19 protein-coding genes are annotated in these 20,718 nt (G+C 54.0%); 10 read left to right on the forward strand and 9 right to left on the reverse strand.

The features are described from left to right. Positions 1 to 45 precede the first annotated feature (45 nt). Positions 46 to 1,620, forward strand: a complete 1,575-nt coding sequence (gene guaA, locus G506_RS0110585; protein ID WP_028116842.1) for a glutamine-hydrolyzing GMP synthase — start codon at positions 46 to 48, stop codon at positions 1,618 to 1,620. A 170-nt stretch (positions 1,621 to 1,790) separates the two neighbouring features. Here the strand turns inward: guaA and G506_RS0110590 are convergent, their stop codons facing one another. Further along, positions 1,791 to 3,227 carry a sodium-dependent transporter gene (locus G506_RS0110590; protein ID WP_084631323.1) on the reverse strand — a complete coding sequence of 479 codons (1,437 nt, stop codon included), beginning with the start codon at positions 3,225 to 3,227 and terminating at the stop codon, positions 1,791 to 1,793. A 299-nt stretch (positions 3,228 to 3,526) separates the two neighbouring features. Here G506_RS0110590 and G506_RS0110600 point away from each other — a divergent pair, with 299 nt between their 5' ends. Together G506_RS0110600 and G506_RS0110605 are read left to right on the forward strand one after the other, a co-directional pair. Then, positions 3,527 to 4,321 (forward strand): MBL fold metallo-hydrolase, encoded by a 795-nt coding sequence (locus G506_RS0110600; RefSeq protein ID WP_028116844.1) that lies wholly within the window; start codon positions 3,527 to 3,529, stop codon positions 4,319 to 4,321. 13 nt (positions 4,322 to 4,334) lie between these two features. Next, positions 4,335 to 4,736 (forward strand): ACT domain-containing protein, encoded by a 402-nt coding sequence (locus G506_RS0110605; protein ID WP_028116845.1) that lies wholly within the window; start codon positions 4,335 to 4,337, stop codon positions 4,734 to 4,736. Between the two features lie 72 nt (positions 4,737 to 4,808). On the opposite strand, the gene G506_RS0110610 is transcribed toward G506_RS0110605, so the two are convergent. Beyond that, positions 4,809 to 5,993: an MFS transporter gene (locus G506_RS0110610; RefSeq protein WP_028116846.1), complete on the reverse strand. Its 1,185-nt coding sequence runs from the start codon at positions 5,991 to 5,993 to the stop codon at positions 4,809 to 4,811. Between the two features lie 132 nt (positions 5,994 to 6,125). On the opposite strand from G506_RS0110610, the gene G506_RS0110615 reads away from it, so the two are divergent. Together G506_RS0110615 and G506_RS0110620 are read left to right on the forward strand one after the other, a co-directional pair. Next, positions 6,126 to 7,019, forward strand: a complete 894-nt coding sequence (locus G506_RS0110615) for a LysR family transcriptional regulator (RefSeq protein ID WP_028116847.1) — start codon at positions 6,126 to 6,128, stop codon at positions 7,017 to 7,019. A 10-nt stretch (positions 7,020 to 7,029) separates the two neighbouring features. Next, a complete protein-coding gene (locus G506_RS0110620; protein WP_028116848.1) occupies positions 7,030 to 7,281 on the forward strand; it encodes a hypothetical protein in 252 nt (83 codons plus the stop codon). A gap of 46 nt (positions 7,282 to 7,327) precedes the next feature. Here the strand turns inward: G506_RS0110620 and G506_RS19485 are convergent, their stop codons facing one another. Continuing rightward, entirely contained in the window at positions 7,328 to 7,690 is a 363-nt protein-coding gene (locus G506_RS19485; protein ID WP_051202057.1) for a MaoP family protein, read from the reverse strand. Between the two features lie 350 nt (positions 7,691 to 8,040). Between G506_RS19485 and G506_RS19490 the strand changes: the two genes are divergently transcribed. Beyond that, positions 8,041 to 9,549: an MltF family protein gene (locus G506_RS19490; RefSeq protein ID WP_051202058.1), complete on the forward strand. Its 1,509-nt coding sequence runs from the start codon at positions 8,041 to 8,043 to the stop codon at positions 9,547 to 9,549. Here the strand turns inward: G506_RS19490 and G506_RS19495 are convergent. Genes G506_RS19495 through G506_RS19505 form a run of 4 tightly spaced genes read right to left on the reverse strand, consistent with a single transcriptional unit; the run spans position 9,461 to position 15,280 of the window. Continuing rightward, the gene (locus tag G506_RS19495) at positions 9,461 to 11,467 is read right to left on the reverse strand and encodes a transglutaminase TgpA family protein (protein WP_051202059.1); all 2,007 of its coding nucleotides are present in this window, start codon (positions 11,465 to 11,467) and stop codon (positions 9,461 to 9,463) included. The genes G506_RS19490 and G506_RS19495 overlap by 89 nt on opposite strands. Then, a complete protein-coding gene (locus G506_RS19500; protein ID WP_051202060.1) occupies positions 11,464 to 12,420 on the reverse strand; it encodes a DUF58 domain-containing protein in 957 nt (318 codons plus the stop codon). Before G506_RS19500 ends, G506_RS19495 begins: the two co-directional genes overlap by 4 nt. Further along, a complete protein-coding gene (locus G506_RS0110645) occupies positions 12,417 to 13,328 on the reverse strand; it encodes an AAA family ATPase (protein ID WP_028116849.1) in 912 nt (303 codons plus the stop codon). The genes G506_RS19500 and G506_RS0110645 overlap by 4 nt, the downstream gene beginning before the upstream one ends. 35 nt (positions 13,329 to 13,363) lie before the next feature. Further along, positions 13,364 to 15,280: a transglycosylase SLT domain-containing protein gene (locus tag G506_RS19505; protein ID WP_051202061.1), complete on the reverse strand. Its 1,917-nt coding sequence runs from the start codon at positions 15,278 to 15,280 to the stop codon at positions 13,364 to 13,366. 135 nt (positions 15,281 to 15,415) lie between these two features. Here G506_RS19505 and msrP point away from each other — a divergent pair, with 135 nt between their 5' ends. The 4 genes from msrP to G506_RS0110670 all read left to right on the forward strand — a co-directional run bounded on the left by msrP (position 15,416) and on the right by G506_RS0110670 (position 19,310). Then, complete coding sequence (msrP, locus tag G506_RS0110655) at positions 15,416 to 16,420, forward strand: protein-methionine-sulfoxide reductase catalytic subunit MsrP (protein WP_028116850.1); 1,005 nt, start codon at positions 15,416 to 15,418, stop codon at positions 16,418 to 16,420. Then, a complete protein-coding gene (gene msrQ, locus G506_RS19510) occupies positions 16,411 to 17,034 on the forward strand; it encodes a protein-methionine-sulfoxide reductase heme-binding subunit MsrQ (RefSeq protein ID WP_035387254.1) in 624 nt (207 codons plus the stop codon). Before msrP ends, msrQ begins: the two co-directional genes overlap by 10 nt. Positions 17,035 to 17,072: 38 nt before the next feature. Next, on the forward strand, positions 17,073 to 18,863 hold the full coding sequence (locus G506_RS0110665; RefSeq protein WP_028116851.1) for a DUF885 domain-containing protein: 1,791 nt from the start codon (positions 17,073 to 17,075) through the stop codon (positions 18,861 to 18,863). Between the two features lie 90 nt (positions 18,864 to 18,953). Continuing rightward, complete coding sequence (locus G506_RS0110670; RefSeq protein WP_028116852.1) at positions 18,954 to 19,310, forward strand: YibL family ribosome-associated protein; 357 nt, start codon at positions 18,954 to 18,956, stop codon at positions 19,308 to 19,310. A 168-nt stretch (positions 19,311 to 19,478) separates the two neighbouring features. On the opposite strand, the gene G506_RS0110675 is transcribed toward G506_RS0110670, so the two are convergent. Both G506_RS0110675 and G506_RS0110680 read right to left on the reverse strand, forming a co-directional pair. After that, positions 19,479 to 20,066 (reverse strand): SPFH domain-containing protein, encoded by a 588-nt coding sequence (locus tag G506_RS0110675; protein WP_169628100.1) that lies wholly within the window; start codon positions 20,064 to 20,066, stop codon positions 19,479 to 19,481. Between the two features lie 387 nt (positions 20,067 to 20,453). Further along, positions 20,454 to 20,681 (reverse strand): hypothetical protein, encoded by a 228-nt coding sequence (locus G506_RS0110680; protein ID WP_028116854.1) that lies wholly within the window; start codon positions 20,679 to 20,681, stop codon positions 20,454 to 20,456. Positions 20,682 to 20,718: the final 37 nt, after the last annotated feature.

Consider the following 20,718-nt stretch of genomic DNA (forward strand, 5'->3'; position numbering starts at 1 on the left):
AGCAAGCGCTGCCCCCTGTTTTACCTATAAAAAGAGATACACGCCATGAGCAATATCCATGACCACCGCATCTTGATCCTCGATTTCGGTTCGCAGTACACCCAACTGGTGGCGCGTCGTATTCGTGAGATCGGCGTTTACTGTGAATTGTGGGGCTGGGATGTTACTGAAGATCAGATCCGCGACTTCAACCCTACTGGTATCGTGCTGTCTGGTGGTCCAGAGTCGGTAACCGAGGAAAACTCACCTCGTGCACCAGAGTACGTGTTCAACGCTGGCGTGCCAGTGCTGGGTGTGTGCTACGGCATGCAGACCATGGCTGAGCAGCTGGGCGGTAAAGTATCGACCTCTGAACAGCGTGAGTTTGGTTACGCGTCAGTAAAAGTGGTGGAAGCCACTGAACTGTTCGCCAACATCGAAGACGCCGTAAGTGCAGAAGGTACTGCATTGCTGGACGTATGGATGAGCCACGGTGACAAGGTAACCACCATTCCAGCGGGTTTCGTTAAAGTAGCGGAAACCGACACCTGCCCATTCGCGGCGATGGCTGACGTATCCCGTCGTTTCTACGGCGTACAGTTCCACCCAGAAGTAACTCACACCAAGCAAGGCAAGCGCATGTTGGAGCACTTCGTGCTGAACATCTGTGGTTGCGAAGCGAAGTGGACCTCCGAAGCGATCATCGAAGATGCGGTTGCTCGCATCAAAGAGAAAGTAGGCTCCGACAAAGTGATTCTGGGCCTGTCTGGTGGCGTAGATTCTTCTGTAGTAGCGATGCTGCTGCACCGCGCTATCGGCGAGCAACTGACCTGTGTATTCGTGGATAACGGCCTGCTGCGTCTGGACGAAGGCGATCAGGTGATGGAGATGTTTGGCGATCACTTCGGTCTGAACATCGTCCGCGTTGACGCTGAGCAGCGCTTCCTGTCGGCACTGGAAGGCATTGACGATCCAGAAGCCAAGCGTAAAGCGATCGGCCACACCTTTATCGAAGTGTTCGATGAGCAAGCTAGCATGATCAAAGACGTGAAGTGGCTGGCGCAGGGCACCATCTACCCAGACGTGATTGAATCCGCCGGCGCTGCTACCGGTAAGGCGCACGTGATTAAGTCGCACCACAACGTGGGTGGTCTGCCAGAAGATATGGAACTGGGTCTGGTTGAGCCGCTGACCGAGCTGTTCAAAGACGAAGTTCGTAAGATCGGTCTGGAACTGGGGCTGCCATACAACATGCTGTACCGTCACCCATTCCCAGGTCCAGGTCTGGGCGTGCGTGTTCTGGGCGAAGTGAAGAAAGAGTACTGTGATCTGCTGCGTCGTGCCGATGCAATCTTCATCGAAGAGCTGCACAAAGCCGATCTGTACAACAAAGTGTCTCAGGCGTTCACCGTGTTCCTGCCAGTGAAATCTGTAGGCGTTATGGGCGATGGCCGTAAGTACGACTGGGTTGTGTCCCTGCGTGCGGTAGAGACCATCGACTTTATGACTGCTCACTGGGCCCACCTGCCATATGACTTCTTGGGTCGCGTATCCAACCGCATCATCAACGAAGTGAACGGCATCTCCCGCGTGGTTTACGATATCTCTGGTAAGCCACCAGCGACCATCGAGTGGGAATAATTTCCGTTTGCTAACACGTTCTCTCTCCTGAGAGTTCGTTGAGCTGCAATAACAAAGCCGAGGTCGTAATGACCTCGGCTTTTTGCTGGATAAGTGGCAGTCAACAGACTGTTGATGGCTTCTAACAACTAACAACTAATAACCAACAACTAATAGCTGCCAACTGGCTGTTACAGTTTTTTCGACAGCAGTGCCAGCAGTGCGATGATACTGATCCCCAAGATCATGATCGGCCCTTTGCCGCTGTCAAAGCCGCTGAGGATCCCGCCGATGGCGACAATTGCCACTGCTACTGGGATCACGTACTTCACCAAGCCATACCAAAGGTTAAACAGTGGGAATGAAATCTCACCGTCGTTGGTTATCTCCTGTTTCAGCTCTTGCTTGGATAGTTTCCAGCCAGCAAAGATACAGATAAACATCCCGCCGATGGCCAAGAAGATCTTATCGGTCAGCAGATCAAAGATGTCGAACAAGCCGGTATCGAACAAGGTTGGACCAACGCCACCAAGTGACAGTGAGGCCATGATGCACAGCAGCACCATGACGCTGCCGGCGGCGATTACCGCTTTGGGGCGACTCAGTTGCTTTTCATCAATCAGATAGGCGACCACTACTTCCAGCAGTGACACCGATGAGGTCAATGCGGCGACCGTCAGGCCGATAAAGAAGATCAACGCGAAAATCATCCCGCCGGTCATCTCGGCAAACAGCTGTGGCACGACGACAAACACCAGTCCTGGGCCCGCGGCCGGTTCCATGCTAAAGGCAAACATCGCAGGGAACATCGCGATCCCCGCCAGCAGCGCCACGGCGGTATCCATGCCGGTGACGATGGCGGTGTTCTGCACCAGATTCTCTTTTTTCTTCAAATAGCTGCCATAGGTGATCATGCAGCCCATACCGAGGCTGAGCGAGAAGAACGCTTGCCCCAGTGCCGCCAGTACCACTTCACCGTTGACCTTGGAGAAATCCGGCGAAAACAGAAACTCTAATCCCTTGCCGGAACCGGGTAGGGTTAAGCCTTTGACGGCAATGATGATCAAGATGAAAAACAGCATTGGCATCAGCACCTTACCGGCTTTTTCAATGCCACCAGAGATCCCTTTGGCGACCACCAACAGGTTGACCAACAGGTAAGCTGCCATCCAATACAGTGGCTCTAGCGGATTGGTAATAAAGCCATCAAAGGTTGCACCAATGGCGCTTGGCTCATTCAACAGGCCGCCGCCAACTTTGAAGATGTACGCCAATGCCCAGCCGCCTACGACCGGATAAAAGCCCATGATCAACAGACCACTGAGCACCCCAATAACACCGGTGAAACTCCAGCGTTTATCCACCGACTTAAAGGCACCCACCGCAGCACGACCGGTTTTACGGCCTAAGCTGAATTCGGTCAGCATCACGCTAAAGCCGATAAAGATAACGAAAAACAGATAGATAAGAACGAAAGCGCCACCGCCACTTTCGCCGGCGGTGTAGGGAAATTTCCAGATGTTGCCGAGGCCAACAGCGGAGCCCGCCGCCGCCATAATAAAGCCAACCCGCGAGCCCCAGTTCTCGCGCGATGGTGTGCCATCGTGACTAGATGAGTGATGTGCCATGCCGATTTCCTCGTGCTTATTGTTGTATGGTCATATCCTATCGTGGCCGTACATAAGTTTACCTGCGCGTAAACTTTGAACGATTGTGATTGAGCCTATCATCTTTTGCGCCGCTGTACTGTTTAGTTATTACTGACTGGATGCCGGAAAAATTTGGCGACTTGTATGGCTTAACTGGCTATTACTTAGTAAAGCCAACTTTCACCGCCGAAGAATTCGGCGTTATCTGTCAAGTAAGCTGGCTAACCAGTTAAAATAAAAAGCAAAAAATTTTTAGTCTGTTTGTGTTGGAGAAACTCATGAAGATTCATCACCTTCGCAGTGCGACCTTCATTATTGAAGCGGGCGAGCATTGGATCTTGGTTGATCCGATGCTGGGCGCCAAAGGGTCGCAGCCACCATTTTCGATGCTGCGCTTTAAAGCTGAGCGAAACCCCACTGTCGACTTGCCAGAAAACGCCGATGCGTTGCTGGCTAAAGTGACCCACTGCCTGCTGACCCACAGCCAAACCTTTGGTATCAAAGCGCTGCAACATGGTGACCATTTGGATGCCGCCGGCGAACAGTGGTTGGTGGCGTCAGACATTCCGGTGATCACCCCAGCCAAAGATCGTGCCTATCTGGAAAAATATCGCATCAACGTCAGCTTAGGGCTAGCGCCGTGGCAAGCGACCGAGTTCCTCGGTGGGACTATCATTGCCGTGCCGGCGCAGCATGGCCATGGCTGGATCCATAAGGTGATGGCTAATGGCTGTGGCTTTGTGCTGAGCCTGCCGAATGAGCCGTCACTCTACATTAGCGGCGATACGGTATTAACCAGTGAGGTACGTCGGGCCCTGTTAGAGCTTAAACCGGACATTACTGTGGTTGCTGCAGGGCAAGCGCAGATGGATGTCGGCCAACCGCTGTTGATGCCTACCGCTGAGGTTTTAGAATTTATTGAATTGTCGCCGGGTAAAGTGATCGCTAACCATATGGAAGCATTGAATCATTGCCCAGTGCGCCGTGATGATTTGCGCCAAGCGCTGACGGTCAAGGGCTTAAGCGATAAAGTGCTGATCCCCGCTGATGGTGAAACGTTGGTTTTTGATTAACAAAGGATTCGAGATGACCGCGATAACGGACTTAAGCGAACTGCTGCGTAGCATGACGCCTGAACTCAATCCAGAGCCGGTGGTGTTTTGCGTGGCCACTGGCGAGGCGTCGCAATATGTTGCGATGGCGCCGCGAGCGATGTGTTGGGAAGCGGAAGGCTTGACGGTAGTCCTCCCCAAAGCGGTGGCACAAATACAGGGGTTGGCATTTGACGGAGAGTTTGTGCAGATCACGTTGCAGGTACATTCCAGTTTGCAAGCAGTCGGATTAACGGCGGCGTTTGCCACGGCGTTGGCTGCAGAGGGGATCAGTGCCAATGTGATTGCCGGTTATCACCACGATCATATCTTTGTGGCTAAGGATGACGGGCAGCGAGCGATGGCCGTACTCACGGCGTTGTCGCAAAGCGCGTAACCCCTCCGTTAATCAGAAACTAAAAAGCGCTGATGAGTAAACTCTCATCACCGCTTTTCTGTTGTTAGCCAATTACGCGTTTTGCGGCTGTGTTGCTGGTATGGCTTTATCCAAACGACCACTCAAACGGGTCAGCGCAAGGGCGCTCAGTACCACGATGGCGCCAATCCATGGGGTATCGGTCATGCTCATATTGGTGACCACCAAACCGCCGCCCCAAGAACCAAGGGCAATGCCGACGTTAAAGGCGGCGATGTTCAGCCCAGAGGCGACATCGACGGCGTTTGGAGCGTAACGTTCCGCCAGTCGCACCACATACACCTGCAGACCCGGCACGTTACCGAAGGCAAAGGCGCCCCACACTAAGATGGTCAGTACCGCAGTGACAGGGTGAAATGCGGTGAAACTAAACATCAGTAGCACCGCCGCCAAGCCAACAAAGATCACCGTCAGCGCTTTTACTGGGCCCATGCGGTCGGCCATCTTGCCGCCCCAAATGTTGCCTGCCGCCACTGATACGCCGTACACCAACATAATCAAGCCAACGGCGCTGGGATCAAAGCCGCTTACCTGCTCCAAAATTGGCGCTAAGAACGTGAACGCGGTAAAGGTGCCACCGTAGCCCAGTGCGGTGATAGCGAAAATCAGTAACAGTCGTGGCTGCGTCAGTACCGCCAGTTGATCTTTCAGTCGGGTAGCAGCGGGCTGTTGCAGATCATTGGGGATCAGCACTGCGCTGCCGATCAGGGCAATCAGTCCTAAAATCGCCACTGTTAAAAAGGTGGTTTGCCAGCCAAAGTGTTGGCCAATAAAGGTGCCCAGTGGCACACCGGTGACCAACGCCACGGTTAGGCCCGTGAACATAATGGCGATGGCACTGGCGGCTTTCTCTTTGGCAACAAGTCCGGTTGCCACGGTTGAACCGATAGAGAAAAACACCCCATGAGCCAAACCGGTCAGCACTCGTGCCAGCACCAGAGTTTCATAGCCTGGGGCTTGCCACGCCAGCAGGTTGCCCGCGACAAACAGGGTCATTACCGCCAACATCACGGTTTTACGATTCCAGTTGCCGGTCAGTGCGGTCAGCACTGGGGCGCCAATGGCAACACCAAGGGCATACAGGCTAACCAGCAAGCCCGCCGAGGGCAGTGATACCCCTAAATCGGCGGCCATGGTCGGCAGCAGCCCAACGATAACAAATTCGGTGGTGCCGATAGCGAACGCGCTAAGCGTCAAAGCAAACAGAGCAATAGGCATAAAGGGCCTCGATAAACTGGGTTAATCATTCAATGGCGGCGATTATCCGCAACTGACGGCTCGGCAAAAACTGCAATACACGCAAATGATTTTTGTTGATAATGCAAGAATGAAAATGACAGTGGATCGCTAATGAAGACCCGTTCCGATGATTTAGTGCTGGTGTTGGCGGTGGCCGACAGTGGCGGTTTCTCTAATGCCGCAGCGCAGTTGGATCTGCAGGTGGCCAAAGTATCCCGTGCCGTCAGCCGAGTGGAACAGCAGTTGCAGACCAGCTTGTTTAATCGCACCACTCGGCAAGTCACGCTGACCGAGGAGGGGCGACGCTTTATCGAGGCGGTACGGGTGGGGTTGAATCAGCTCGAACAAGCGGAATTGTCATTGTTGGCACCAGACAGCCCACCGGCTGGGCGATTACGTGTCGATGCCGCGACCCCATTTGTATTGCATCAGTTGGTGCCGCTGGTGGCCGAATTTAGTCAGTGTTACCCCGATATTGAACTGCAACTGTCGTCGAACGAAGGGTTTGTCGATCTGCTTGAACAGCGCACCGATGTGGCGATCCGCATCGGCGCTTTGGCCGATTCTAGTCTCACCGCCCGCGCGCTCGGCCGCAGTCCGCTGTTGCTGGTGGCGGCGCCCGCCTACTTGCAGCGCTATGGCCAGCCGCAGACGGCGGCTGACTTAAGCGGCCATCAGTTGCTTGGTTTTAGTGGCAATCGGGTACTGAATCGCTGGCCGCTGCGCAGCAATGGGCAATCGGGCTTGGAGATCACCCCAACGCTCAGTTGTACCAACGGTGAAGCGGTGCGGCAATTGGCGCTGGCGGGCAACGGCATCGCCTGTTTGTCCGGTTTTATGGTGCAAGCTGACATCGCTGCTGGGCGGTTGCAATCGCTATTGCAGGCGGATTATTGTCCAGATGGCGACCGTGAACAGGTTAATGCGGTCTATTACAAGGCGTCGGCGGTCAGTCGTCGAGTGCACGCCTTTTTGGATTTTATTCAGCCGCGGCTGACGTTGTAGCGACAGAGCGATGGCGAAACCGAATAAAAAGGGGCCAACCCAAACTGTTGGCGTGTACTGCGCTAAATGTAAGGCGCAGCTATACCACTACCGCAAGGGCGGCACCGGGGCTTTGGTGAAATGTTTTAAAGAGCGGATCGTCAAAGACTTTACCACCACAGCTGGGATCTGCCCCAAGTGTCAGACCCCATTCGCGCGGGATACGCTGGTACGCGGCACTCCAGCATTTAAGATGATTGGTGGCAAAGTCACCATCAAGTAAAAACAAAACGGCAACCCTTGGGTTGCCGTTGTGTTGATGATTTGGCTTACAGATCCAGATCGTCGCTGTCGTCGCTGCTGCCTTCATCGTCGTCGTTGCTGTTGCTGCGATTGGATGAGGTCAAGGTGTAGCTGCGGCGAGTCAGGGTTTTTTGGTACTTCAGCCAGACTTTTTCTTCGGCGCTGATCGCTTCGGCGCGACCGTGGGCGACCTCGATAAAGTGCTGCTCGATATCGTTTTCTGGTTGCTGCAGGCCAGCCGACAGTTGCTGGAAAGCTTTACCATGACGCTCCAGTAACTGTGCCTCGCTAAAGGTGAAAACGCCGCTACGGGCTAGGCCACGAGGGTAACGTTTGTCGGAAAATAGGCCAGCTTGTTTGAAGCTCTGGGCCGCAGTAGTGGCAGTCACGGATTGGCTCCTTGATACAATAACGATTGTACGTTCAGTGTTGCGCTCGCGCCGTGCGCGATCTGATTTAATGGATAGCTGACAAATCACAGATCGTACAGAAACGCTGTGTTGCCAGTTTTGCCCCGATTCTATTCAGAACCCGCATTCTGTCTCGTGCCAATTTGCGATTATTTGAGGTAGATCGGCATTGGTCACATAACGACTGGCGCGAGCTCAAGTTTGCAGCACCGAAATCGTCGGCAAAGGGCTCGCGCTAACCTGATAAACTAGCTTGATTCTGATAGAGCAATATTTCACGGCTGTGACCAATTAAATCTATGTGGCGAAGTACGATGTGGCGAAGGGCGATGGCGGCGTTAAAGGCCAGCCGAAGCAACACCTTGATGATTGCGTTGGCACTGGCGTTTGTCGCACCGACGTCGGCCAATCAATACGGCAATGCACCGGCGGCGCTTAATGAGCCGCCGTTGGCGCGGATTTGGCCGCTGCAGGCAAGCCCTAAACTGGGCGACCTCGACGCCATGATTGAACGTGGCGAAATCCGCATTCTGACCACCTTCACTTGGGGCTGGTATTACATCGACCGCGGTCAACCGCAAGGTTTTACTTATCAGCTTACCCAACTGTTTGAACGCTATCTGCAGCAGCGCTTGGGGGCCAAAGCCAAGGGGCTAAAAGTTACCGTGATCCCGGTGCGGCGCGATCAACTGTTGGCGCATTTGCAACTGGGTTACGGCGATCTGATCTTTGCCAATCTGACCATTACCGAAGCGCGCCAAGCGCAGATCGACTTCTCCGAACCGTATCAGCGCAATGTCAGTGAAATTTGGGTTAGCGGGCCGGCGCAAGCGGCACCGGGCTATTGGACTCAAGTGAGTGGTAAACAGGTGGTGGTGCGGCGCGAGTCTAGCTATTACCAAAGCTTACAGCAGCTCAATCAGCAGCTGACCTTGCGCGGTTACCCCAAGGTCGAGGTGATCGCCGCCGATCCGCGGCTAGAGGATCAGGATCTGCTGCAGATGGTGGCCGATGGCTTTTACCCCGCCACCGTAGTGGACAGTCATGTGAGTCAGCCGTGGCTGGCTAATATGCCAACCCTAATCATTAAGCCGCAAGTCGCGGTGAAGCAGGATCAGCAGTTGGCCTACGGCCTGCGTCAACACAGTCCGCAGCTAAAGGCGCTGATTGATGGTTTTGTCGCGCGGCACAGTGAAGGTTCGTTGGCGTTTAACAGCCTACGTAATCATCATCTGCAAAATCAGCAATGGCTACCTGAGCGGTTGCAACAGCCTCTGTTTGCCGAAGGCGATAAGCTGATCAACTTGTTTAAACGCTTTGGCGAACAATATCAGTTGGATTGGCTGTTGCTATTGGCCTTTGCCTATCAAGAATCGAAGCTGGATCAACAGGCGCGTAGCCCCTCTGGGGCGGTTGGCATCATGCAAGTGTTGCCTGCGACCGCGGCCGATCCGGCGGTGGCAATCACACGGATCGATAAGCTGGAAAACAACATCGAGGCTGGGGCTAAGTATCTGGCGCATCTGAAATCGAGCTATTTTGCCGATCCTAAGTTAGATGACTTTTCCCGCACCCTATTTGCGATGGCGGCTTACAACGCCGGTCCCAACCGCATCAACCGGTTACGCCAGTTAGCGTGGCAGCGAGGATTAGACCGCAACCGCTGGTTTAATAATGTTGAAGATATCGTGGCTGCGGAAGTTGGCCGTGAGCCAGTGAACTATGTTGCCAACATCTATCGCAACTACATCATCTATAAACGGATCCATGGCCAGTGGCAGCAGCGTCAGCAACTGCGGCAGAACTTGCAGCCACGCGATGCCCAGCCGTTGCCTTGATAAAGCGTCGTGCCAGTGCCGCTAACTGTTCATCGGTTATCTGGCTATCCGGGTTGTACTGCTGCTGAATAAACGCCTCGGCAAACGGTTGGTAATGACGATACAGCAGCGGTTCGGCCTGTTGTAACCGCTGCAGATGACGCTCTACCGGTTCATGTTTAGCCCGAGCCAACTGCCATTTGGCCAACTGACGCTGGCAGCGGTTAAGTGACAGTTGTGCCGGACTAAGCCGAGCCTTCGCCCGCCAAAGCCCCGATTGCCACAAGCCCACCAGCAGCAGGGTAGCTGCCAGCAGCGCCGCTAATTTCCACCATTGAAAACCGCCCAGCCAGCGTTGCCATAACTGCTGCTGACGGTCGTTATTCAGGCCGACGACATATTGGCTCCACTGATAATCCAGTTGCGCCACCAGCAATCGTAACTGGCGCAAAGTATCGCTATTGCGCCAGGTGAACAGGCCGCCAGCGCGAACAAACGCTGGTTCATCGGCAAATGCGACTTCCGGGCCCTGTTCTACCCGAGTTGGATCCACCGCTGCGGTGGGGTCGAGTCGCTGCCAGCCTTTGCCCTCTAGCCAGTATTCCATCCACGCGTGGGCGTTATATTGATAAACCGAGACAAAATCGCCATCACGACTGGGGGTGCCCCCTTGGTAGCCGTTGACTAGCCGTGCCGGAATGCCGGAGGCGCGGGCGATAAATACCGCGGCCGAGGCGTAGTGGCCGCAAAAGCCCGCTTGCGAGCCAAACAGAAAGTCATCGATCTGGTGTTGTCCCAAGGGCGGTGGCGTTAAGGTGTAACGAAACGGGCGCTGATTAAAGTGCGCCATCAACGCTTGCATGCGCTGTTGTGGCTGCGGGAATTGCTGTGCCAGTTGGCTTGCCCATTGGCGGCTATCGGGATTGCCCTGCGCTGGCAGTTGCAAGTTTTGCCGCCGCAGTGCTGCGGTCAGATCGTCACGGCTAGAAAGTTGTCCTTGAGTCAAGCTGACGTTGGTGCGAGCCAGCAGTGGTGTGCGCCAGCGCAGCCGCTGCGCTGGTGCAGATTCCATGGCCGGATCGGCGCTGTTGCTGCCGCGCAGTACCGGCAGCCAGCGTTGATTATTGGCCTCGATTTGCAACTGATAGCCGCGAAAAGGTGGGGTTGCAGCTGGGCCTATTGGCGCTTGGGTTTGGCTGGCAGAGACCGTCCAGCGGCGACCGTCGTATTGATCCAGCACTAAGGCTCGCCAATAGAGTTGATTGGCCGGTGGCAAGGCGCCATCGAAACTGGCGCGCATCACTAACTCATCAGAGCGGGTTAAGGCGGCGACATCGCCAAGTGCCATGCTGTCGCTTAAGCCGGTGCGACTGATGGCACCGGTTTGGATCTGCCAAATCGGCGGCAGGCGTGGGATCAGCACAAACATCATCAGCGCCAGCGGCAAACTTGCCAGCACCATCTTACTGGCAAACCACAGGTTCTGCTTTAACGACTGCCAGCGATAACTCGACAGCATGCAGGCGCTATTTAGGATCACCATCAGCAGCAGTTGCAGCCCCATCAGCGGGCCAAAGCTATCCAGCAATTGCAGACCAATAAGGAAATAGCCGGTTAACACCACCACCATCAGATCCGCGCCGTTGCGCGCTTCGATCGCTTTTAGCGAATAGCCCAGCAGCAACAGATTGATAAGTGAGGTCATGGTGTCACTGCTGCCAAACTGGGCAAACAATGCGGCCACCGAGGCCAATCCCAACAGGTTCAGTAACCACCGTGGCGGTTTGGCCCAACGGGCGTAGAAGATCCCCAGCCGCCACAGCAAGCACAGCGCGACGATCGCCATCGTCATGGGGCTGGCGTTGTCGGTCAGCGGCACAATCAGTGCCACTTGTGCTACCAGCAGCCACCCTTGGGTTACGCGACTTAAACTGTTCATCGCAGCGCCTCGCTGTCGCTGCGATACAGCGCCAATTGATCGAGGCAGCGTTTCAAGTGCAGCGGGCCGCTGCCAAGTTCACTGATCTGCTCATCCAGTTGCAGGGCGTAGGGCAGGTTGTCGGCCTCAAGCTGCAACAGCTTGGCGGTCAGATGGCTTAAGCCCAGCTCTAACGGCTGGCTAGGATCGAGGCGCAACGTGCTGGGATTGCCCTGTGGTTCGACAAACTGTTTGATCTGCCATTGGCCAGTTTGTGCCAGTTGTTTCCAGGCGATGCGGCCGCGGCTGTCGCCGGGCTGCCAGCGTTCAAGGCCATTAAAATCATCCAGCCCAGATTGGGTTTGTTGTGGATCCTGTTGCTGACGGTGGTGACTATGGCCGCTGACGGTGTGGCCGTCGATAGGTTGTGGCCATACCAGCGTTGACAGGTTGAGATCCTGCACCGACCAGACTCGACACAGCCCCAGTGGATAGCGACTTTCGATGGTGATCCGGCGTGGATTAAAACGGCCACGATGGGTGGCGATAGTAGTGATCTGGCATTGCCGTGGCTTGTCGGCGTCGACGGCAACCTCCAGTGGCGACTGCTTGGCAAAGCGTAGGGTTAACTGATAGCGCGGGCGACGGCTTTTCAGTTGCAACGGAAACTGCGCCGATTGCTGCTGGTGGCAGGGCTGCTCGGTGCCGGCCTCGATGGTTAATCCCGCCAGATTGCGAAACGCCATCAGCACGCTGGTGTGAAACAGACTAACTAGCACAAAACAGAGCAGCAGAATTAGGTTGTTTTGGTAGTTGGTGCCTAATAAGAACAGCACCAAACACATCAGCAGATAGGCGATCCCAGCCCCGCTTGGCAAGATGAAGATGCTGCGATGGCTTAGGGTTTGCTGGCGCTTAGCTGGCAGTCGATTCGCCAGCCAGCGCTGCCAAACAGGAGCGAACCAGTGTTTCATTGAATTGGATTGACCGCCGCGAGGATCTGCGGCGCCAGTTCGGCATGACGACGACGCTGACCCGCTTGCAGTCGATGTTCAGCGACCGCCGGAAATACCGCTTGGATATCGTCGGGAACCACAAAGCGGCGCTCATGCAGCAGCGCCCACGCTTTGGCGGCGGCCAATAACGCGCGGCTGGCGCGGGGCGACAGTGGTGCGCCCTGTTGATCCGGCTGGCGAGAATAATTCACTAACGCCAACAGATAGTTAAGCACCGCATCAGAGGCATTAATCTGTTGGCACTGCTGTTGGATTTGCCCCAATTCGGTAACGGTTAACAGCGCACTCAGCGAGGTCAGTTGATCCGCCAGATGTTCGCCTTTCAGCAGTTGCCGCTCGGCATCAACCCCTGGAAAGCCCAAGCTTAGACACATCATAAACCGATCCAGCTGGGATTCTGGCAGCGGAAAGGTGCCGGATTGCTCTTGCGGATTCTGGGTGGCAATCACAAAGAATGGGCTGGGCAGCGGGTAGGTGGTGCCATCAATACTGACCTGACCTTCGGCCATCGCCTCCAGCAGCGCACTTTGGGTTTTGGGGCTGGCGCGGTTGATCTCATCGGCCAGCAGCAACTGGTTAAACACCGGTCCTTGGTGAAACTCGAACTTCTGCTGCGCGGGGTTAAAGATGTTTACCCCAATCAGATCCGCCGGCAGCATATCGGCGGTAAACTGCAGCCGCTGGTGGCTCAACCCTAAGGTCTTTGCCAGCGCCGCCGACAGGGTGGTCTTACCCATTCCCGGCAAGTCTTCCAGTAGCAGGTGACCACCGGCCAATAGGCAGGCCAGTGCCAGCTTTAGCTGCTGCGGTTTATCCAATAGTACTTGCTGCAACTGTTGCAGAATTGGGGTGATGCGTTGGTTCATGCCTCTCCTTTGGCGTTGCCGAGCAATCCTTTGCTTCAATAATTTAAGTTACGTTCGCTGTCGGTCATCAGTGGCGTTGAACGTTGATCCAGCGCCGCGTAGATCAGTTGATAGCTTAAGATCGCTTGTACGTAATCGCGGGTTTCTCGAAACGGGATGGTGGCAACAAACTGCGCCACCGTTAGCTTACCGCCGGAACGTTCTAACCAGCGTTTAACTCGATGTGGTCCGGCGTTGTAAGCGGCGCTAGCAAGCAGACGATTGCCATCGTATTGCTGATACAGCTGACGATAGTAGGCCGACCCCAGTTGGATGTTGCGTTTCGGTTGATACAGATCGCTGACGCGCTGATAGGGCGCGCCAATCTTGTTGGCGGTGGCCTTGGCGGTGCTGGGCAACAGCTGCATTAAACCATGGGCATTGGCAGAAGACTTTGCCTTGGGATACAGCGCACTTTCCCGCCGTGCCACCGCTTGCAACAGTGCCATATCCAACTGCCGCAGTTCGGCAAACTGCATAAAGTGGTCGCCATAAGCGGTTGGGAAACGCCACGGCAGCGCATCCCACAACTTGGTTTTGATGGTGCCCTCGATGGTCAGCATATGCCACTGCTTGTCATGGGCGCTGGCCAACAATGCCGCTTGCTGCGCTGGCTCAAGTCTATCCAGCAGCCAGCGCAGTTCTCGTTTAGCTTCATGCAGTTTGTTTAGCTGCATTAGCTCTTGGATCCGCAGGTAACCCAACTGTTGTTCCACCTCACGGCGCTGCTGCTCGCTGAACGTTGGCAACTGCTGTTGCAGGGCGTAGGGCTGACTGAGTTGCTGCGCGGCCATAAAACCGTAGAAGTTGCGTCGTTTGGCCAATTGCAGCCAGGTAGCTTCGGCCGCCGTGGCGCCTTCAAATTGGCTTTGTACCACCCCGCGCCAATATTGCCATTCGCTGCTGTTTTGCGCTGTGCTCGATAGTCGATTTAGCCAGTGCTTGGTGCCATGCCAGTCGCTGGCAAAGATGGTTTGCCGCAGCCGCTGTTCAAGTAACTTATCACTGCCAAATTGTTCCAGAGCACTGGCGTGCTGTGGCGACCATTGGTCGTTTAATAGGCTGCGATACAGCAGTTTGCGGGCGGTAGTTTGTTGTTCGGTTTGGCTTAAGTACGGTTGCCATTGGGCAAACCGCTGCCACGCTTGGGCGTCGGCCTTGCGCGCCAGTTGCGGCAACATCGCCAGTGCAATCTGTTGTTCGCGGGGATCGCGCAGTTGTTGTTGATTCCAACGGATCGCCAGCGGTGACTGATAAGCACGGACAAGGCGGTCACCGTGGTAACGAAATGCATTGGAAAGTTGTCGATTTAGGTAGCTCAGCAAATTGTATTGCCGCGCTTGATAAGCCAGTAGCATCCGCTGCCATACCAATTCGTCGCTACGTTGGCCGGCGTCGGTCCACTGCTTAAAAAGCGGATCGCAGGCTTTGTCGCGACTTTTGCCATGCAACCACAGTGTTTTCGCGCCTTGGTAGGCTTTGGCGTGATTGCCTTCATTGAGTTGCGCCCGATAGTAGTAGCACTGCAACTGTTCCGAGCGCGGTACCTCTGGGCTTACTTGAAGAAACGCGTCCCATTTTTGGCGTAACCCTTGGCGGGCTAAAAATCGGTATTTAAATGGCGATTGCAACGGGGTCTCGGCCAGCTCATCAAGGATCCGCTTGGCATCGGTGGCGCTAAGCTTATTAAGCTGGCCGCGGTAGTAGCGATAGTCCAGATAGGGGGCGAGCGGGTAGTCGTCCAACTTGTCGCGCAATTTGCGGTAGCTGGTTTGATTGTTGGCGTTTACTGCTTCTCTGGCTTGGCTATACCAAGCGCGTTGCTGTTCGATGGATGCAGCGGCAACCTCAGTGGCTATGGTAGGTAGCAGTAATAATAGCCCTGCTAAGCCTTGGCGAAACTTCTGTGCCACAGCTGGATATCCTTTTCCAAAAACGTCATCTCATTATGACCCAAGTCATCACTAAGGGAAGTAGAGAGTGAGGTTGAAATTAATTGCTGGTGCAGACTGTCTATTCAGGTAGCAGCATTTTTGAGGTGAGGGATTATGAGCAAGCGACCGAAGTGGCAACTGAGCCAACAGCACGTCACCCCCGAAGCAGTATTTAACCAACGCCGTCGTATCGTTAAAGCGCTCGGGCTGTCGGCGATTGGTGCCAGTGTGCCGTTAGGCGTGCAAGCGGGGCTGGCGGACTGGTTTGGTAAACCCAAAGTCGAGCCGGCGTTGCTAAAACCATTGGAGTTTACCGGTAGCAATCGGTTTGGCATTGCCGATCCGCTGACCCCGGAAGACAAAGTGACAAGCCATAACAACTTCTATGAGTTCGGCACCGCCAAGACCGATCCCAAAGAAAACGCGCAACAGATGGTGACGTCACCGTGGCAATTGCGGATTGAAGGCGAGGTCGCCAATCCGAAAACCTGGACGGTGGATGAGATCCTGTCGGGCTTCACGCTTGAGGAGCGGATCTACCGGCTGCGCTGCGTTGAAGCGTGGAGCATGGTGATCCCGTGGCTTGGCATTCCGTTGGCGCGATTGCTTGAGCAAGCCGAGCCCAACAGCAAAGCCAAGTACGTTGCTTTTGAAACCCTCTATGACCCAGAGCAGATGCCGGGCCAGCGTAGCCGCTTTGTTGGTGGTGGCATCAATTACCCCTACGTCGAGGGCTTACGCTTGGACGAGGCGATGCACGATCTGACCTTGCTCAGCGTTGGCCTGTACGGTAAAACGCTGCCGCCGCAAAACGGCGCACCGATCCGCTTGGTGGTGCCGTGGAAATATGGCTTTAAGAGCATCAAGTCGATAGTGCGTATTCGCTTGGTTGAGAAGATGCCGCCAACCACATGGAATTTGCTGGCCGATCACGAATATGGCTTTTACGCCAACGTCAATCCGCAGGTGGATCACCCACGTTGGTCACAAGCCTCAGAGCGGCGCATTGGCAGCGGCGGTTTGTTGTCGGCGAAACGTATTCCCACCGAGATGTTTAATGGCTACGGCGATTTTGTCGCTGATCTTTACGATGGCATGGATCTGCGCCAATGGTATTAGCGCGCAAAATCTTGCTGGTTAAAACCGCGCTGCATCTGGCCTGCGCCTTACCGTTGCTGTGGCTTTATCTGCAACTGCAAAGTGGTGCCTTAGGCGGCGATCCGGTGCAATACCTGATCCATTTTCTGGGGATGGGCACCCTGCATACGCTGGCGACCTCCTTACTGGTATCGCCACTGGCCAAGCGTTTTAAAGCCGGTTGGCTAATACGAACGCGGCGATTGTTGGGGTTATGGTGTTTCACTTACGCCCTGTTGCACGTCGGTGCTTTTGCCGCCTTTGATCTGCTGTTTGATTGGTCGCTGTTGCTCCGTGAAACCATCAAGCGCCCCTACATTGTGGTTGGCGCCATCGGCTTATTGATTTTGCTGGTGCTCGCGCTGACTTCGCCGCTGGTCATGCAGCGTAAGCTCGGCCGGCGCTGGCAACCCATTCACCGCAGCGTCTATCTGCTGGCCTTATTGGGGCCGCTGCATTTTTGGTGGTCGGTCAAATCCGGCAACCTTGAGCCGCTGCTGTATCTGCTGGGCTTTATTGGTTTATTGCTGTTGCGCCAGTCTTACTGGCAGCGATTCATTCCGAAACGGCAGCCTACTCAACATGTTGTTAAATAGTCGTTACAATCCAAGCCGTACTCACGGAGGATTGGATTATGAAACGGATTGCAACAACCAGCCTGCTGCCATTGGCGCTGGCATTATCAACCTTGGGGCTAAGCGCCTGTCAGTCGGCGGTGGAGCCGGTTGGTGCGGTCGCAAGCTGCGACAGCCAGTGTCAGCAACAACGCTTTAGTCAGTTATCACAGCAATTGATTGATGAGCTCTGGACGCTGTCACCGGATTGGGCGGTGTACGCCGGTAACTACCAATACGCTGAGCAAATGGTGCTGCCGGATGCGAGCCAGCGTGCAGCGCAGTTGGCGTTTGTCAGCCGCTGGCGGGCGCAACTATCCAGCATCGATAAAGCGCAGCTGTCATCATCACTGCAAACCGATTTTGCCTTGATTGAAAACACCTTGGATTCGATGCAGTGGCAACAGCAGCGCTTTAAGCGTTGGCAGTGGGATCCTGCCAGCTACAACGTCGGCGGTGTGATTGGTCGCTTGCTGTCTGAGCCGTGGGGCAGTGAAGAGGACAAGCTCAAGGCGCTGCTGGCGCGCATGGCCAAGATCCCCGATTACTACGCCGCGGCGCGGATCAATCTGGATAATCCCACCCGCGAACACACCGAGCTGGCCATTTTGCAAAACAACGGCACCCTTGGCCTGTTCAGCCCCGAACTGCTAGAGCGTGCCAAACAATCGCCACTGTCCGACGCGGATAAAGTCAATTTTGAGCAGCGCTATCTGGCGTCACGGCAAGCGATCAGCAGCTACGTCACCCATTTAGAGCAGCGGTTAGCGCAGATGGAGAACGAGCCCGCCAAATCGTTCCGCATCGGCGAAACCCTTTATGAAGAGAAGTTTGCCTTAGACATTCAAGCGGGCATGACCGCCGCCGAGCTGTATCAACGGGCGCTGGCCGATAAAGATTACGCTCAGCAGCAGATGCTTGAGTTAACTAAGCAGTTGTGGCCGAAATACTTCCCCGATGGCCCGATGCCGAGCGACAGCAAACAAGCGATCCGTACCCTGATCGATCATCTGTCGGTTAAGCATGTAGCGCGACAGGATTTTGTTAGCGAAATTGAAAAGCAAATTCCTGAGCTCACCCAGTTCGTGAATGACCAAGATCTGCTGACACTGGATCCCACCAAGCCGCTGCTGGTGCGGGAAACCCCGGAGTATATGCGCGGCTTTGCTGGCGCCAGTATTTCCGCCCCAGGGCCGTTTGATACGGGCGGCAACACCTACTACAACGTCACCCCGCTGGATAAGCTCAGCCCTGAGCAGGCAGAAAGCTACCTGCGCGAATACAACCATTGGGTGCTGCAGATCTTAAACATCCATGAAGCGATCCCCGGTCATTACGCCCAGTTGGTGTACTCCAACAATGAATCGTCCTCGTTGGTAAAAAGCCTGTTTGGCAATGGCGCCATGATTGAGGGCTGGGCGGTTTACGCCGAGCGGATGATGTTAGAAGCGGGCTATGGCGAGTTTGAGCCGGAACTGTGGCTGATGTATTGGAAGTGGAACCTGCGGGTGGTGTGCAACACCATTCTTGATTACCGCATGCATGTGTTGAATATCGATAAAGCCCAAGGGTTGGATCTGCTGGTTAATGAAGCTTTTCAGCAGCAAACCGAAGCCGAACAAAAGTGGCGCCGGGCGACCCTAAGCCAAGTGCAGTTAACCTCGTACTACTCCGGTTTTCGCGAGATCTACGATCTGCGTGATGAGTTGCGTGCCAGCCAAGGCGAGCAGTTCAACCTCAAGCAGTTCCATCAGCAGTTCTTAAGCTACGGCAGCGCGCCGGTAAAGGAAGTGCGTAAGCTGATGCTGTAATCAGGTCGGCGGTGTTATCGCTACTGGGATAATTGCGCGGCGGGGTGCTATACTCCGCCGCCTTTCTAAATTTATCTAAAGCGACGCCCCATGAACTTGAAACAAGAAGTACACCAACTGAGCAACCGTCTGTCTGCGGTTAAACGCAAACTGCAAGCGGCTCACGAGCGCGGCGACCAGCAGGTTATTGACCAGTTCAATGAAGAGGTGGCGGCGCTGGAAAAACGCATTAACTCAGTGCGTACCACCAACAACCGTCAGCTAAGCCAAAAAGCGCAAGAGATTAAAAAGCTGAGCTTTAGCCGTGCGCTGACCAAAGAAGAGCAGGCCAACCAAGGCGCGCTGAAAAAGACCGTACGCGGCATCGTTATCGTTCACCCAATGACCGCCATCGGCCGTGAAATGGGCCTAGAGGTAATGACCGGCTTCGCTCGCAGCAAGTTCTAATGCTGCTCAGCTAAGGCCGTTATCGGTATTGGACTCGATGACGTTATCGAGTTTTGCCGAATCAGCTACTGACAATGCCGCTTCCACTGGAAGCGGCATTGTTGTATTTGGACGGTGAATTATAAATTTTGATGTCGTCGTATTTAAGTGTAATTTTTATTTCGAATTTCACTTTCCCTCAGGTATGGGCACCAGATTAGAGTTTTCTGAATTCATAAAGAACGTATTCCCCGAGGGAGCTAGATCTGTAAAATAAGCTTTATGTACTTTTATTCCGTACTTTGTTAGCTCTAGATGTATTTCATTTGTTAGATTGGTATCTATTTTAGCTTGGTTTACAATAATGTCTTCGTATGCCATTGAGGTTAGAAGTTGGCGAACTTTGGCCAAAGAAATATCCTTAATTAAATCTTCCACATCCCAGGTTTCACCATAAGCTTTTACAATATCGGACACTTCGTATGCGATGATAGTGCTAACCGCGATCGTGCGATTATCTTTCGTTACTAACGCTTGATATTGTAAGTTGGTCGTCTGTCGTGCTGTTGGATATAGCTCTATATCAGAAAGCAACTTATTGAAAATACAGATACCCGGCTTAATTTCAACGACACTAGCTTCTTGATGAGGTAAAAAAGGAGGGAAAATTGTCCAATGTGATGGCTTTAAGATATTTTGCCTAATTATAGTGTTTGTGAACTTCACACCGCCATGTGTTCTACGAACTATCTTTAAACCTAATATTTTAGGGGTCAACCATGCAACTGGAATAAACCAGATAACCCAATCTGGAATCTTATCTAATATTAGTATTTATACTGATTCCATTTCTTCTCCAATTACAGTTAACTATTTATTTGATTGAATGATTTATTTGAACGACAACGGCTACCTTGTAGTTTGTACACAACGCTAACAATCGCCACATTGCTCAATAATCCAATCAATATGTTGTATGCCATCTATTGAACTACTGTCAGTGACCGAAGGCGCAAAATCGAAATTGTTCGGAATAAAAGCGGAATAAGCTGTGATCTGGGTAGTGCCAGTTGGTGGGCGTCCTTTGTCGTCCGCTCGTGAAGCGGAGTGCTACGGTGATAGTGATTAGGCCATCCGCGACTGCACCAAAGCCTAATATCGCGGTTAGCCGTTCAGGGTTAAGTTGATGATCCGCAGCACCACGGCAAACAGCAGTATCAATACGGCACTGCGAAACAGGCGGTATTCGGCGACATTAAAGTCTTTTAGCTGACCAATCCAAATTTGCCATATCCCATGCCAGTTGCCGCTGCGCTGAATGTATTTGCCCAGCGAGGCGAGCACCAGCAGTGCCCCAAGGCACAGCGCGATGGTTTGAGCGATAGCGATCATAGGTGACTCCCGTTTGGCATGATGTTGTTTATGTTAA

This window comes from Ferrimonas senticii DSM 18821, from assembly GCF_000422665.1.
GTDB lineage: Bacteria > Pseudomonadota > Gammaproteobacteria > Enterobacterales > Shewanellaceae > Ferrimonas > Ferrimonas senticii.